Here is a 14,363-nt window from a genome sequence, read left to right as displayed (position 1 = left end):
TGCGTCTCCCCCCGCAGAGATCAACATGGATAGGTTGAGGGGGTCAGGTCAGCCAGTTGACGAGGAAGTACTCCAAGAAGCCGACCACCGTGCAGCTCGCCGCCCATGCGCCGAGCCGTCGCGACGACCAGACATCGGCCTTACGTTGGGAGCAGATCCCCAGCACACCGCCGGCCAGCATCACCAGGCAGCCGGGTGCAGCGGCCCATGGCATGTCGGCTTGTGCCATCGCCAGGAACCCGGCGATGCCTATTAGCCCGAAAGGGATGGACAGGCCAGCACCGAAGAAACGCACTCGACGGATAGCATCGCTCTCCGTCTCCGCCGCCAACTGACGGCGGACATCCTCCATGAACGTCTGGCGGTACGACACGCTCACTCCTCAGGGGCCCCCAACCGCCGTCAGGGTAGCGGTCAAAGGCCAACCCCTGGTCGCCGCCGGGACAGGCCGGCGAAGCGCCCGATCGCCACGGTCAGCGCCAGGCGGAACAGCACCGCGTTGGCGGTCACGCTGCGCGGCTCGTGCAGGCGCAGACGTGCGCTCGCCGCGCCATCATCACGACGCACAGCCCGAGCGCGGCCACCGGCGTGAGTACGGGGACACCCCCGGTTACCGCTGCCGCCAGAGGTCCCGTAGCGCGTGAGCTCGGGCCTCGATGAGACGCATCCGGGCGTTCCACTCGGTCGGCTCGGTCCACGTGGCCTGACCGGTGATCTGGTCGGGGTGCTTGCGGTAGAGCAGGCCGGGCCTACCGATGAAGTAGCCGTCGGCGACGACGGAGGCGGCCAGCAGCAGACCGGTGTCCTCGCCGCCGGGCAGCGCCATCCAGCCGCCCAGTGCCACCGCCAGTTCCCGGCGCAGGCAGAGGGTGGCCGGGTGGACCGGGAGCCGATAGTTGTTCTGCTGGAAATTGTTCAGGACGTACGCGTACGGAAGCGGGCCGTCGGGCGGGTCCGTGTGCTCCCAGCCGACCGTCGATCCGTCCGGTAGCAGGTCCAGCACGCTCGCGGTGGTCCAGCCGAGAGCAGGCGACTGCGCGAACGCCGCGATCTCACGGGCGAGCGCGCCCGGGGTGAGACGGTCGTCGGCGTCGAGTACCCGTACCAATGAGCCCTCGGCCCGCGCCAGCGCCATGTTGCGGGCCGTCGCGACGCCGCCCTTGCGCCCCGTACCGGGAGATAGCCGAGGGTCCGCCGGCAGGGCGGCCGACACCGTTCCGGTCTGGCCGTCCTCCTGCACGACCCATTCCCATGCCCAACCCGCCGGCAGCTCCTGCGCCACGAGGGAGTCATAGGCATCAGGAAGGTACCGAACGCTGGGCTCGTGCACCGGGGTGATTACCGAAATCAGGTTCGTCACGACCGGTCCTGGAGTTGTAATTCCGCTCGAATACGTTCCCGGGCCGCGTGCGGCATGTTCGCCAGGAATTCGGCCGATTGCTCAGTTGGCATCACCGCCAGAACAGCCATCACTCGTGGGGTGGGCAGTTCGGTCAGGAGAATGGCGGCCTGCGGCGTCGGCAGTTCGTTCAGTACGGCCATTGCCCGTGGCGCCGAAAGTCTCGCCAGAACGGCCGTCGCCTGCTGGGGCGGAAGCTTTGCCGATATGGCGGCGGCGTGTCCGGCGGGTAGCGTCGCAAGGAGGATGGCCACCTGCTGGGGCGGTAGTTGCGCCAATACGTCGGCCGCCTGCTCGATCGGCAATTCCCGTAGCACCGCCATCGCCTGCTGGGCCGGTAGTTCCGTCAAGGCGGCCGCTGCCTGGTCGGGAGACAACTGTGCCAGGACCTTCATTGCCGGCTGGGTGGGCATCTGCGCAAGTACCGCTTTTGCCCGGTCGGCCGGCATTACGGTCAGGATAGCCATCACGTGAAGGGTGGGCAGTTCCAACAGAACCGCGCCCGCCCGCTCGGCCGGTATTGCGGCCAGGGCCATGGCGACCCATTTCGGTGGTACGTCCTTCGACTCGGTCACCAGCTCGGCAAGGCGCTGTGGAGTCATGTGTTCGAAAAGCGCGCCGACCGCGGTGGGCTCCATCGGCTGGATGCGCTCGATGGCGAGCAGTTCATCCATTTCGGCGAGTACCGTGGCCGCTTTCTCGGGAGGCATCGCCCTCAGTCGTCGACTGGCCGCGGCGGCGTCCATGGCGGCAAGGATCACCACCGCATCGGGTACGAGCATGGCGGTCAACACGTCCGCTGCCTTCCGTACCGGCATTGCCGCCAGTCGTTCCGCGGTGGAGAAGCCGACAGACGAGCTTTCCGATTCGATTCGACCCGGATCCGAATCAGTTCCGCTGGGATGGGACCGATCCGCGATATCCGTCGGCGCGGCGGATTTGCCGTCCGTGGCCGCCCGGCGCCACGCCATCCGCCACCGCTCGATATCTTCCGGATCGGAGACACCGCACGCCCGGACGAATGCCTCGACAGATTCGAGTCGCGGTAGGTGACGGCCACGTTCGGCATCCGCGGCGGTACTGCGGGGAAGTGCGGAAATCGCGTCGCCGTTGTTTCTGATTCGCGCGGCCTCGGCCTCGAGCGTCCGGAAGGAGGGCTTGCCCATCCATACCCGCAGGCTGTGTAGTTGCCGTCCGAGTTCGGCGATCGACGCCACGACGTCGGGGCGGGGTTCAAGGGTTGACGACACCGTCTGCGTCACTGCGGTCCTTCCAGAGTCGTCCGGCAGTGTCCGATGCCGTCCGATGGTGGCCGAGACGGCTGGCTGGGCGTCAGCGTACGGCATGCGGCGGAGATTTCCGTGTACCTGCTGGTCAAGACGGGTTTCGTTGTCTCCTGCGGATCGACCGTGAGGGTCCTGCCGTGTCCGGTCATGAACGTCGGACATGGAGAGGCCGACCCGCGCGGATAGTCCCGGCCCTCCGTCCGCCGGTCACCGGTCGGGAAGCGGTCACCGTGATGTGCCTCGATCTGAACCGGGGTCGCGCGCTCGCGTTCCTTTACGCCGACAGGTGCCTGGGGATTGGTGCGGCTGACCATGATTCTGAAGGGTTCCACTAGCTCCGGGCGAATCCTTCGGGATCATGTGGAAATCGAGCCGGACCTGCTGTTGGGCGTTCGGCGTGCCGTCATTGGACTGTCCAGACGCATCGGGACGGCGTTCTGGTCGGGCCCGCCACTCCGCTTTCCTGAAGCAATGGCGGAGCGGGAGATTCGCGTTGACCCACGGCTCCGATGATGCGGCGCAAAAGCGATAGCTGTGACGGCCTGATCGCGGTGGATCGACGTACCTGCGACCCGTGGCGGCGAGGGCCGGCATCAGCCGGCTCGTGGCACTGTGACGCCCGACGAAACGGGCTAAAGGTAGTAATCCGCTAAAAGGGTCCACCGTGCATTTTCGGTTCACGGGCGCGCTGCTACCCGGCCGGAGTCGACAGGATGGACCCGGTTGCGCAGGTCGTCGCCGTACCCGGAGAGCACGGCGCAACTTTCCTGAGACGGGTTGAACCGGCAGCCTCGCGCGTCCGTACTACCGAGGTGTGACGAGGACATGATCGATCGGAGGCGACCACCCACACTTTCACGACAGACCTGAGCCTGGCCGGCGGCTGACGGATCCAGTCGACGAGGCCCGCTTTTCCGCGCCGTTTCCGGCTATCCGGAGCCTGTTCTCATCGCCGCCGGACGTGCGACGACAAAGGCCACCGGGTGCCTTCAGTGGGCGTACCTCCTGTCGTGTCAGAATCGCTTCTCCGGGCACCGCGCGCATTGGCTTCGGACGCCGTCCTCCGCTGATCGTCTCTCACTTCCTCATGAAGCCGTATTCGGCGCCAATCGACACAGGTATAAGTCTGTCTTAAGGCATCCTTTGAAACTGCTTGGCGAGCTTGCTCATGCCCGGACGCGCTTTTAGCTTCAATTTCGGCAAGGTGCGGCGTGTACTCGTCGCGGATGAGAGTGGGCGCATGCCGGCAACGGCCGGAGATCATGCGAACGCCCCGTAGCCCCACGGACGACGCCACCGCGCCGCCCTGGATACGAAGGAGAAGGTAGCCACTCATGAACCGGTCGGCAGAACGGCGCGGACGGCCCCGCGGCAGTAGAAACAGGCGGATCGTCGCGGTGGCCACCGTCCTCGTGGTGGCCGGCGCCCTCATTACCGTGGCCAGGGTGTCGTCGGCAAAAGAACAGCGGTTGGCGGCGGCCTCGGCGAAATGTGGCCCGTCCGCTACCGGTCCGGCGGCTCCCAACGGCCAGGACACGACGACGACCCAGCAGAACGGGCGCAACGTCCGCAGCCACTGGGGGGACGGCCAGCAACCCCGCCCCGGTTGCCCGTCGAACACCCCGCCGACGGTCAACTGCCCGCCGGTGGCTGACAAGCTGCCGAACGTACCGGCGGCGGCGAGGGATCAGGTGGATCAGGAACTGGCCCAGCTGGAGGGCCAGATCGCCGACGCCAACCAGCGCCTGGCGACCGGCCAGGCCCCGGCCCAGGGCGGGGCGAGCCCCGCCAACAACGCCGCCGCCAACAACAACGCCAGCAACGCCGCCAACGCGGTGATGGCTCAGTTGAACAGCAGGCGCACGGCGACGATCAACCGGATCGTCGCGGCCATGGGGCAGGCCAAACCCGCCGGCCTGGAACGGCTGACCGGCTGCACGATGAACCCGCCCAAGAACAACGGCGGGAACAACAACGGTGGCAGCAACGGCAACAACGGCGGCGCGAACAACGGCAACAACGGCGGCAGCAATGGGCTGAACATCCTCGCCGACCGCTGCCGCGGCGGTAGCCGACTTCAGACGCACGACGGCTTCCAGAACGGCAACCGGTGCGTCGACACCGAGATGGGCGAGGTCGCCGATGCGGCGAAGAACCCTTCGCTGCTGATCACCCAGGCTCCCCAGCAGGTACGGGTGAACCAGCCGTTCACGATCCGGGTCAGTACCCGAAACCTGATCCGCGACCGGTTCCTGGCGGCCGGGCAGGGCGGCTACTACGTGGAGATGTCGAAGCTGAACGCCCAGGGTCTGGTGCGCGGCCACTTCCACACCTCCTGCCGGATGCTCGAGGACACCCAGGTCGCGCCCGATCCGGCGCCCGTACCGGCGTTCTTCGTGGCGACCGAGGACAACGCCGGCGGTGCCCAGCCGGACCAGATCGTCATCCAGGTGCCCGGCCTGCCGCAGCGGGGCATCGCCCAGTGCGCCTCGTGGGCCGGTGACGGCAGCCACCGCCTGCCGATGATGCAGCGCGCCAACCAGCAGCCCGCCTTCGACGTCGTACGCATCACCGTCAACTGACAGTCGGCGCGGTGACGGGGCACGGAACTGCCCCGCCACCGCGTCTGGAGGCCCACATGATTCCCATCCCGCGTACCGCGGTGGTCGCGTTCGGTGCGGTGGTCGCGGCGGTCGCCCTGGCGTCGCCCGCCGCCGCAGACGTCACCGTCACCCCGTCCGCGGCACCTCGCGGCGGGTCGGCGGAGCTCGCGTTCCAGGTACCGGAGGAGCGGACGGGCGCGTACACGACAAAGGTCGAGCTGGTGGCCCCGGAGGCGACGCCCATCGCCGAGATCTATCCCCTGTCGGTGGACGGTTGGGCTCCGTCGACCACGACCCGCACGCTCGACCAACCCGTCGAGTTGATCCACGGCACGCGTACCACCGAGGTGGCGGCCGCGATCACCTGGAGCCGGGTCGGCGATCCGCCGGCGAACCCGGGTCGGGCGGTCGTACTGACGATCGCCCTGGGGCCGATGCCGCAGACCGACCGGATCGCGTTCTCCCTCGTCCAGACGTACTCAGACGGCGAGGTCGTGCGGTGGGCGGATCAGCCCGGCCACCGCGCGCCGGTCGTCACGCTGGTGGACGAGGGGGCGGTCGGCGGTCACGAACACGACGGCGACAACGCACCGGCCGCCGCGCCGGCCACCCCGGAGAAGAGCGACGGGATGTACGGGATCCTCGGTGCCGGCCTCCTGTTGGGCCTCGCCGCCGGCCTGGGCCTCGACGGGTGGCTGATCCTGCGAGCGGTCCGCCGCGCCGCGCTGCCCGCCGGTTCGGAGTAGCCGGGCTACCCTCACGGATGACCGAGGGGGTTGCCAGTGCCGAGGACACACACGTACGAGTTGACAGTGACCTGGACCGGCGACCGGGGTACCGGTACGTCGAGTTACCGGGCGTACGGCCGGGCGCACGAGGTCACCGCGCCCGGGCTGCCGCCGCTGCCCGGGTCGTCCGACCCGACCTTCCGTGGCGAACCCGACAGGTGGAACCCCGAGCAGTTGCTGGTCGCCGCGTTGTCGCAGTGTCACATGCTGGCGTACCTGCATCTGTGTGCGGTGGCGGGCGTGGTGGTGACGGGGTACAGCGACACTCCGCGCGGCGTCATGGCAGAGACCGCCGACGGCGGCGGCCACTTCACCGAGGTGGTGCTGCGGCCGCGGGTGACCGTCGAATCGGCGGACATGGTGGAGCGGGCGACCGCGCTGCACGAGGATGCCCACCAGGTCTGCTTCATCGCGAACTCCGTCAACTTCCCGGTACGCCACGAGCCCGTCGCCTCGGTGCCGTCGGACCTTGCACCTGACGCGATGTGAGGTCATAGCGTCGCTGCCATGAACGCGGAATCAGCGGCCGAGCCGCGTCTGCGCCCCGGCTCTCTGTCGGGAACCGGACACCACCGCTGGCCCACACTCCTCCGGCTCCTCCCCCCGGGTGTTCCCTATCTCTAGGGTTCTCACCGGTACGGCCGGCGTTGCCCCGGCTCATGTTCCATTGGGGCAGGGGAGGCTGTCGTGGATCCGGAGGAGATCGCAAGGATCAAGTTCTTTCACCGGCCGAGCGCGAACCGGCAGGGGAGCAGGGTGGTCTTCGGCTGTTCGTGCGGAGCGGAGATCCACCCGTGCGAGACCTTGACCGCGGCCCTGGCCGAGGAGCGCGTGGCCGGCGGGGACGATGCGGCGAACGGGGAAGGCCCGGCCGATAAGGAAGACCATGGTGCCCAGCCGTGAGCGACCACAACCCCGTCCGCCCCGGCTGGCGGTGCGGAGGATGCGGGCAGCCCTGGCCGTGCGGTACCCGGCGCAGCCAGCTCGCGGCCGAGTACGAGGGGGCGCGGGTCAGCCTGGCGTTGCTGATGAGTACGTCGTTCTGCGCCGCCGCGCAGGACCTGCCGGACGTCCGCGCCGGCGACCTGTACCTGCGCTTCCTGGGCTGGCTGGACCCGTACCGCCGGGGCGACCCGGGTCCGGCGCGGCGAGGGTGAGTCAGTGGCTCGCCCCAGGGACCGACTCCCCGGCGGTCGCGTCCAGTCCGCAGACCTGGCTCAGCGCCCTGACGATCTCGGGGACCAGCGCCTTTGCCAGCGCGGGGGCGAGGGCGTCCGCGAGCGCCGGCGCGAGGGCTCCGACCAGAAGGACCTTCTCGAACCCGGACGCCTGGGAGAGGGTACGGGTCAGGGACATCGCGGCCGCTTCGGTGAGAGCCGCCGTTATGGCGTCCTCGTGGTGCGATCCGTCGGTGGTATCCGATCCGGTGCTGGTCATTATTTCCTTTATCAGTTCCTCCAACAGCGGCTCTACCGTGGCCGTGTCGGACCTGCCCGCCATAATGACCTCCGAGTCTGAAGGCGTCCCCCGTTGCCGGAAATGCCGGCGGTTGGAGGGCGGCGCTTGGAAACCGCGGATCGTCTCCGCGACGGTGCCGCCCCTGCGTTCACGGAAATTGTCGCCACCGTCAATGACGCATGGACATCGCCGCGAATACGAGCGGGCTGATGTCCGCGACGCGCCCGTCGTGGCCGCGGGCCATCATCGCGAGCAGGAGCGGGTGGATCCCGTCGCCGCGCTCCTCGTGGTTCCTGGCCATCATGGCGAGCACGAGCGGGTTGACGTCGTCGTCCCGCTCGTCCCGCCTGCGGGCCATCAGAGCCAGTACCAGCGGGTTGAGGTCGCCTCCGACGCGTCCGTCGTGGCCGCGGGCCATCATCGCGAGCGCGAGCGGGTGGATCCCGTCACCCCGCTCCTCTCGTCTGTGGGCCATCAGGGCCAGTACCAGCGGGTTGATGTCATCGCCGCGCTCCTCGCGGCGGCGGCCCATCATGGCGACCACCAGTGGGCTGACGTCCTCGACGGGCCCCTTGCGATGACCGATCAGCGCGGCCAGCAGCAGGGGTTGGATGAGCCGCTGTCCGTCGTCCTGCTCCTGCGGTTCGCGAATGTCACGCGCTTCGTCCTGCCTGGTGGCTGAAGTCATGATTTCCCTTCCCGATTTTCCCAGACGGCAAAGGTGTTCGCTCCTGGTGCGTGCGCTCGTCCGACCGACATGACGGACGAGCCGAAGAACCTACAAGCGCTGTTACCGATTGGTCGCCGTGGCGGAAGGGCGCGCGGCGGTATTTCGCGTTACTTCGCGTGCTTATCACTGACCATGGCGGGTCGACTTAAACCGGCCGACGCGCCCGCGGTCGGAGTACCGGTCAACCAGCCGACATGCCGGCGCCGGCCTCGAGGACGGCGTCGTCGACGTCGTGGGCGAGCTCGACGTCCAGCCGCGTGACGGCATCGACGCTGGTCGTGCGCACCACGATCCTTGCGGTGTCCGGGCGCAGCCGCCCGATGTGCGGTGCGCGCCCGACCTCCTGGCGCAGCTGGAGCAGTCGGAGCAGTACCCGGTCGAGGTTTTCGGGCGGCAGCACGATGTCCCGGAAGAGCGCGCGGCGGTCGCCTGACCACCGCGGCAGTTGGGCCAGCGCCTCGAGCAGCTCCCCGTCGGTGAGCGGTGGCGGCTGCTCCGTGGGTCCGGTGACCAGGCCGCCCCCGATCGGCGGCGGCGTGAGGAGGTCGTGGACGTAGTCCGGCAGGTCCAGCGACTCGATCAGCTCGTGGTCCTGCTCGTTCATGGTGCTCAGGACGGCCTGCGCCTGGTACCGCGCCTGGTCGCGCTCGCGGTGCACCATCGTGCCGACCTGGATCAGGAAGCCGTTCAGGTCCAGCGGGGCGTACGGCACGTTGATCGCGAAGTCGTCGTGCAGTTCGTCCGGCACGCCGTCCAGGAACCGCTGGCGGTCCTTGTCGTCCAGGGCACGGGCCAACACGGTGGTGGTCGCCTCTGCGGCCAGGCGTGCGTGATCGAAGTCCAGGTCGGCGCGGCGGCCAACCTGGCTGACCAGTTCGCGGTACTGGATCCAACCGGGGTTGTCCGCAACCACGCCCAGGTCCTTTGGATCCCATTTGGGCCACGGCGAACTCTGCCGGGGAGGGGTTGCCGGCGTCGGGCTGTGGGGCACCGGCTTGTGCGGGCCGGCCGGCGGAGGGCCCTGGCGATGCGCGCCTTCGGTGTGCTCGGGCTGCTTGGAGGCGCCCAGCGTGACCCCGGCTTCGCTCGGCGCCCGGCCCTCCTCACGGGCTCGCCGGGCAAGCGCCCGGCGGCGCTGGTTGTCGCCTTCCATCTGCTTGCCACCCATTGCGGTGAGCTTCCCCGCGGTTGGCGGCCTAATCCTTGGCGTCAAGCGATCCTTGGCGTCAAGCGCTGTTCATACGCCTTACATGTCGAGACATGTCGCGCGCTGTTTACGGCCGACGGGTAGCGATGAACGCTGCCGGGTTCGTAGACTGGGCGACCGATGACGACCGAGCCCGCCACCCTCGTCGGCGGTCGGCGGGACGGCGCTCGCGCGCCCAGCCCGGCGGCCGGATCGGCGTCCACCGCGGTGGCTGACACCCGCCGCCGCGACTGGTTCGCCGCCGCCGCGTACCTGCTGATGGCGTTCGGCGTGACCGCCAGGCTGTGGCTGCATCCCACCGGCGCGATCCTGCGGGAGAACCAGCAGGACCAGATCCAGTTCGAGTGGATGCTGACCAACGCCGTCCACACGGTCCGGCATCTGGCCGACCCGTTCTTCACCGACCTGCTCAACGCGCCGTTCGGGGTCAACCTGATGGCGAACACGTCCACCTGGGGGCTGGCGCTGCCGCTGGCGCCGATGACCGCGCTGTTCGGCGCGCCGGTGTCGTTCCGGATCATGCTGACCGGCGCGTTCTTCGGTACCGCCCTGGGCTGGTACCACGTGCTGTCGCGGCGTGTCGTCTCGTCGCGGGTCGCCGCGTTCGTCGGCGGTGCCTTCTGCGCGTTCGCCCCGGGCATGCTCGGTCAGGGCACCGGCCACCCGAACGTGGTCGCCCAGTTCGTACTGCCCTTCATCGTGCTCGTCGTCCTGGGCATGCGGCAGCCGGCTCGCAGCCCCGTTCGCACCGGACTGTTGCTGGCCGGGCTGGTCACGTACCAGATCTTCATCAACGAGGAGGTCCTGCTCCTCGCGGCGCTCGCCCTCGGCACCTTCGTCCTGGTGTACTGGGCGCAGCGGCCGGACGTTATCAGGCCCGTGCTGCGTAACGCCCTGCTGAGCCTCGCGCTGACCACCGGGGTCGTGTCGGTCGTCATCGCCTACCCGCTGTACCGGCAGTTCCTCGGCCGGCAGAGCTACCACGGCCTGCCCGACTGGGTGCTCGACTACAACACCGATCTCGCCTCGTACGTGTCGTACGCCCAGCAGTCGCTCGCCGGCAGCGCGGCGAGCGCCGACCACCTGGCTCAGGGCGTGGCCGAGCAGAACACGTTCTACGGTTGGGGCCTGACGGTCCTGGTGGTCATGATCGTCGGGTGGCTGTGGCGCCAGGCGGCGGTGCGTGCCCTCGCCGTGACCGGTGCGGTGTTCGTGCTCCTGTCGCTGGGGCGGCACGTCGTCGTCGACGGCGACAAGACCACCGTCGTCGGGCCGTGGGACCCGCTCTCGAAGCTGCCGTTGCTGGACACCGTCGTGCCGACCCGGCTGTCGCTCGTCGCAGTCCCGATCGTGGGTGTACTGCTGGCGCTGTTCGTGCAACGGCTGATGATCGACGGCGCCCCGACGCGCGAGGCGGGCGAGGGGAGCACGCAGGCCCCGGCGGGCGGGTTCGTCGACGCGGCTCGCCGGTTCTGGACCCCCCTTCGGGTACTGGGGATCGGCGCCCTCGTGGTGGCGATCCTGCCGATCGCGCCGACCCCGTTGACCGTGGCGGACCGGCAGCCCACGCCCCGGTTCTTCGCCACCGGCGCCTGGCGTGACCACATCCGGGGCGGCGACACCGTCGGGATCCTGCCGTTCGGCTGGAACAGCGACCTGAGGACGATGCGGTGGCAGACCCAGCAGGGCCTCAGCTTCAAGGTCCTGGGCGGGTACTTCCTGGGGCCCGACTCCAGGCGCGACGACAAGCAGGCGGCGTTCGGCACCGGCGCGTCCTTCGCGCGTACCGTGTTCGCCGAGTCGCGGGACAGCCCGACCGTCCTGAGCGAGCAGGAGCGTTCGTACTGCCTGCGGGAGTTGCGCGACTGGCACACGAGCGTGCTGCTGCTACCGCAGGACGCGCCCAACGCCGCCGTCCTGCACGACGCCGCCGAGCAGATCTTCGGCCCGGGGCAGCACATCGAGGACACCTGGGTCTGGCGGGTCCCGTGATCAGAGGCGGATGTACAGCCGGACCGTGGTGCCGGTCGGAAACGTCCGGATCTCGACCAGGTCGCACAGCTGGCGGGTGATCCACAAGCCGTGCCCGCCCTCGCTGTCCGGGCTCGGTGGCACCACCCCGAACAGGCCCTCGGTGGCCTGGCCCGGGTCGAACACCTCGCACAGCACGTACCGCTGATCGCGCCACAGCCGGACCTGCCCGCTGCCCGCGCCGTGGCGGATCGCGTTCGTCGCCACCTCGTTGACGGCGAGGATCAGGTCGTCGACGCGGCCGCCGGGCAGTCCCAGCCGTGCCGCCTCGGAGACGACGAACCTGCGTACGGGGGCCGGGTCGCCGTCGAAGTCGAGGGTCGCGTGCGCCTTCTCGGGCGGCGGCAACTCCAACTGCCACTCGGCGCAGAGCCCGGACGGCTCGGCGTACTCGGCGCTCGCGCGCCCGCCGCTGAGCTGCGGGTGGGTACGTCGGGCGTCGGCGAGCACCTCCGGTGAGAGCTCCCGCTGGTCGTACGAGCAGATCATCCACGCCGGTGCGGCGGCGAGAGCGATGTTCAGGCTGGCCTCGAACCGTTTCCACCCGGCCGTCTCCAGCCGGTCCCACCTGTTCCACACCGGCTCGCCGATGACCCGTACCCGCTCCCGTCCGTCCCGGCGTTCCTGCACGTACCGGTGGCAGGCGGCCATCGTGCGGCCGGGCGCGTCGTACCAGTGCGCCGGTTCGACGAACTGCACGTTGTTGGCCGCCTTGCCCAGCTCGCCGCGGAGCAGGCCGCAGTTGGTCTCGGTGGTGACGGCGAGGACCGGCTCGTCGCGGTCCAGACCTTCGGTGATGAAGGGCAGGACGGCGGCGAGAAACTGCTGGGCGTCCTGGTACAGCAGGGCCTGATGGATCAGGGAGGAGCCGGTCACACGCCCACCTCCTCACCGAATCGCAGTCCGGGCGCGCGGTCCCAACCGACAACTGCGAACACTTTACGTAGACCGGGCGCCAGTTGCTGGATGACCAGATGCCGCCCGTCTTCGAGACCGGCAGCGGCACGCACAATCGCTCGTACCCCGGCGACGTCGATAAATTCGAGTCCACCAAGATCGAGGTGAATATCGGCCTCCGGCCACCGGGTCGCCCGGTTCAGCGTCGTCGTCAAGGCCCCCACCGTCATCACGTCGACCGTGCCGACGATCCGCAGGCCCCGGGGCGCGTACGTGGGAATGATCCGTAGCCGGCGGTCGTCGTGCAGCGGGTCGATCTGTACCAGCTGGGGGTGGCAGGCGACCAGTCCGGTCATCGCGGCGTCGTCGAACAGCCGCTGGTCGTACTGGCAGATCGCGGCCAGTTCGCGGGAGTGGAACACACTCGACAGGCGCTGCTCGTACTCCAGGAGCGCCCGCTCGTCGGGTACCTGCGCCAACTCGGAGGTCATCTCGCGGCTGATGCGGACCCCCGGGTAGCCGGCGTCGCGGGCCCGCCGTACCTCCACCCACAGCGTCGTGATCACGATGTCGAGTTCGAACCGGCCGCCGGAGAGGTGGCCGTTGTCGATCGGGCGGATCTGCAGATGGCCCTCGTCGACCATCCGGCTGGCCTCGACGCCGCTCTCGGCGAGCCAGGAGCCGACCATGTCCGGCTTGGTCTGGTCGGCGTAGTAGATGACGCGCTCGCCCCGGGCGAGCCCGTCGACGATGTACGTGGTGAGGACCTCGCGCCGCTCCTCGTCGTTCGAGAACGGCAGGCACAGGTGGTCACCCAGCCGTACTTTCCGTACCTGCCTTGCCTTGCCTGACTGGACCACGTTCACCTCCCGTGCTGACGAAGGTCAACCTACCGGTGATCGGCGTCGACCATGTCGCGCTAGGGATGGGGCTACCCAATCGGTCGAGGCGGGTAAACAGCGCCGGGATCGGGTCCGGTGCCGTGATCAGACATCGGCAGGGACAGTGTGACTCCGCTCACGGTGTCGTGATCACACAGCCGGAGCAGATCCGGGCCCCGGGCAGGGTGAAGGCCAGGCAGCAGGTGCGCCGGCGGACCTCCAGGCGGCCGGCGCCCCGCGGGGCCAGGTCCACGAGATCACCCAGGTCCAGGCCGTCCAGCAGCGTATTGGCGACCCCCAGCGTGGAGCCGGGGACCACATCCGCCGCACGGGAGACGCCGTGGGCGATCCCCGAGGCCAGCGAGCCCCAGAGGGTACGGGCGCCGAGGTGCGTCCGCTTGTGCAGTCGCTCGACGACCGGGGCCAGGTGGGCCTCGATCAGGGAGGTACGCAGCGCGTCGAGGAGCGCGGCCTCGTCGCGGACCACCCGTACGCCGGGCAGGTCGAGGGTGGCGAGGGGATCCGTCGGCAGCACGGCCAGGTCCGGATCGGTCAGGCCGGCGCGCAGGAAGGGCTGGTGGTCGGCGTACTGGATCAGGACCTTCTCCGGCTCCAGTAGCGGCACCCGGCGGGCGGTGGCGAAGCCGAGCAGCGCGGGCAGCGCGGTCCAGTACGAGTAGCACTTCCAGGCCAGGGCGGCCGCGACGTGCGGGGAGGCGTTCCAGCGCCGCTCGGCGGTGGCCAGCAGGTCGTCGAACGCGTACCCGTGGACGATCTCGGTAGCCGGGGTCCAGCCGGCGCGGTCGGTCACGTAGAGGCCTTCGGCCAGGCCGTGCACCGCGTAGCGCCCGGTCATCGCGGCCACGGCGTCCAGCACGGGGGCCAGCGGCGAGACCCGGGCCGGCCGGAGGGCGGCCGTCACCGGCTGCCGCCATGCGGCCGTCGGCCGTACCCGCTGCTGCCTGTCACCCTGCTCACGTACCCCCGGTCGGCGATCTCAAGCGCCCACCATAGCTCAATTTAGGCAAGCCTAACCAACCGTGTGGGGAAGGGGACAGGTTGATGACGGACCGTCCAGCGTCT

The 14,363-nt window shown here is 69.3% G+C and carries 16 protein-coding genes; 6 read left to right on the top strand and 10 right to left on the bottom strand.

Going from position 1 to position 14,363, the window contains the following annotated elements:
• Positions 1 to 43: 43 nt before the first annotated feature.
• Genes Pme01_RS25275 through Pme01_RS25260 form a run of 4 tightly spaced genes read right to left on the bottom strand, consistent with a single transcriptional unit; the run spans position 44 to position 2,661 of the window.
• Positions 44 to 373: a hypothetical protein gene (locus Pme01_RS25275; RefSeq protein WP_168113912.1), complete on the bottom strand. Its 330-nt coding sequence runs from the start codon at positions 371 to 373 to the stop codon at positions 44 to 46.
• A gap of 41 nt (positions 374 to 414) precedes the next feature.
• A complete protein-coding gene (locus Pme01_RS25270) occupies positions 415 to 567 on the bottom strand; it encodes a hypothetical protein (protein ID WP_203935856.1) in 153 nt (50 codons plus the stop codon).
• Positions 568 to 610: 43 nt separating this feature from the next.
• The gene (locus Pme01_RS25265) at positions 611 to 1,360 is read right to left on the bottom strand and encodes a glycosyltransferase family 2 protein (protein WP_168113913.1); all 750 of its coding nucleotides are present in this window, start codon (positions 1,358 to 1,360) and stop codon (positions 611 to 613) included.
• Entirely contained in the window at positions 1,357 to 2,661 is a 1,305-nt protein-coding gene (locus Pme01_RS25260; protein WP_168113914.1) for a magnesium transporter MgtE N-terminal domain-containing protein, read from the bottom strand. The genes Pme01_RS25265 and Pme01_RS25260 overlap by 4 nt, the downstream gene beginning before the upstream one ends.
• Positions 2,662 to 4,130: 1,469 nt before the next feature.
• On the opposite strand from Pme01_RS25260, the gene Pme01_RS25255 reads away from it, so the two are divergent.
• The 5 genes from Pme01_RS25255 to Pme01_RS25235 all read left to right on the top strand — a co-directional run bounded on the left by Pme01_RS25255 (position 4,131) and on the right by Pme01_RS25235 (position 7,233).
• Positions 4,131 to 5,267, top strand: coding sequence for a hypothetical protein (locus Pme01_RS25255; RefSeq protein WP_239088455.1), 1,137 nt, complete (start codon positions 4,131 to 4,133; stop codon positions 5,265 to 5,267).
• 56 nt (positions 5,268 to 5,323) lie between these two features.
• The gene (locus Pme01_RS25250) at positions 5,324 to 6,034 is read left to right on the top strand and encodes a DUF1775 domain-containing protein (protein ID WP_168113916.1); all 711 of its coding nucleotides are present in this window, start codon (positions 5,324 to 5,326) and stop codon (positions 6,032 to 6,034) included.
• Positions 6,035 to 6,070: 36 nt separating this feature from the next.
• Positions 6,071 to 6,565, top strand: a complete 495-nt coding sequence (locus tag Pme01_RS25245) for an OsmC family protein (protein ID WP_168113917.1) — start codon at positions 6,071 to 6,073, stop codon at positions 6,563 to 6,565.
• Between the two features lie 198 nt (positions 6,566 to 6,763).
• Positions 6,764 to 6,979 carry a hypothetical protein gene (locus Pme01_RS25240; protein WP_168113918.1) on the top strand — a complete coding sequence of 72 codons (216 nt, stop codon included), beginning with the start codon at positions 6,764 to 6,766 and terminating at the stop codon, positions 6,977 to 6,979.
• Complete coding sequence (locus Pme01_RS25235; RefSeq protein ID WP_168113919.1) at positions 6,976 to 7,233, top strand: hypothetical protein; 258 nt, start codon at positions 6,976 to 6,978, stop codon at positions 7,231 to 7,233. The genes Pme01_RS25240 and Pme01_RS25235 overlap by 4 nt, the downstream gene beginning before the upstream one ends.
• A 1-nt stretch (position 7,234) precedes the next feature.
• Here the strand turns inward: Pme01_RS25235 and Pme01_RS25230 are convergent, their stop codons facing one another.
• The 3 genes from Pme01_RS25230 to Pme01_RS25220 form a co-directional block, all read right to left on the bottom strand.
• Positions 7,235 to 7,513, bottom strand: a complete 279-nt coding sequence (locus Pme01_RS25230; protein WP_168113920.1) for a hypothetical protein — start codon at positions 7,511 to 7,513, stop codon at positions 7,235 to 7,237.
• A 190-nt stretch (positions 7,514 to 7,703) separates the two neighbouring features.
• Positions 7,704 to 8,222, bottom strand: coding sequence for a hypothetical protein (locus Pme01_RS25225; RefSeq protein WP_168113921.1), 519 nt, complete (start codon positions 8,220 to 8,222; stop codon positions 7,704 to 7,706).
• A gap of 223 nt (positions 8,223 to 8,445) precedes the next feature.
• Entirely contained in the window at positions 8,446 to 9,432 is a 987-nt protein-coding gene (locus tag Pme01_RS25220; RefSeq protein WP_168113922.1) for a DUF2267 domain-containing protein, read from the bottom strand.
• A gap of 159 nt (positions 9,433 to 9,591) precedes the next feature.
• Here Pme01_RS25220 and Pme01_RS25215 point away from each other — a divergent pair, with 159 nt between their 5' ends.
• Positions 9,592 to 11,463: a DUF6311 domain-containing protein gene (locus Pme01_RS25215; protein WP_168113923.1), complete on the top strand. Its 1,872-nt coding sequence runs from the start codon at positions 9,592 to 9,594 to the stop codon at positions 11,461 to 11,463.
• Here the strand turns inward: Pme01_RS25215 and Pme01_RS25210 are convergent, their stop codons facing one another.
• The 3 genes from Pme01_RS25210 to Pme01_RS25200 form a co-directional block, all read right to left on the bottom strand.
• Positions 11,464 to 12,378 carry an anti-sigma factor RsbA family regulatory protein gene (locus Pme01_RS25210; RefSeq protein ID WP_168113924.1) on the bottom strand — a complete coding sequence of 305 codons (915 nt, stop codon included), beginning with the start codon at positions 12,376 to 12,378 and terminating at the stop codon, positions 11,464 to 11,466. It abuts the gene before it with no gap.
• Entirely contained in the window at positions 12,375 to 13,259 is an 885-nt protein-coding gene (locus Pme01_RS25205) for an MEDS and STAS domain-containing protein (RefSeq protein WP_168113925.1), read from the bottom strand. The genes Pme01_RS25210 and Pme01_RS25205 overlap by 4 nt, the downstream gene beginning before the upstream one ends.
• 157 nt (positions 13,260 to 13,416) lie before the next feature.
• On the bottom strand, positions 13,417 to 14,136 hold the full coding sequence (locus tag Pme01_RS25200; RefSeq protein WP_168114097.1) for an IucA/IucC family C-terminal-domain containing protein: 720 nt from the start codon (positions 14,134 to 14,136) through the stop codon (positions 13,417 to 13,419).
• Positions 14,137 to 14,363 lie beyond the last annotated feature (227 nt).

Source organism: Planosporangium mesophilum, assembly GCF_016863255.1.
GTDB classification, from domain to species: domain Bacteria; phylum Actinomycetota; class Actinomycetes; order Mycobacteriales; family Micromonosporaceae; genus Planosporangium; species Planosporangium mesophilum.
Note: the sequence above shows the minus strand (reverse complement) of the source record. Positions and strands in the feature narration are given on the sequence as shown.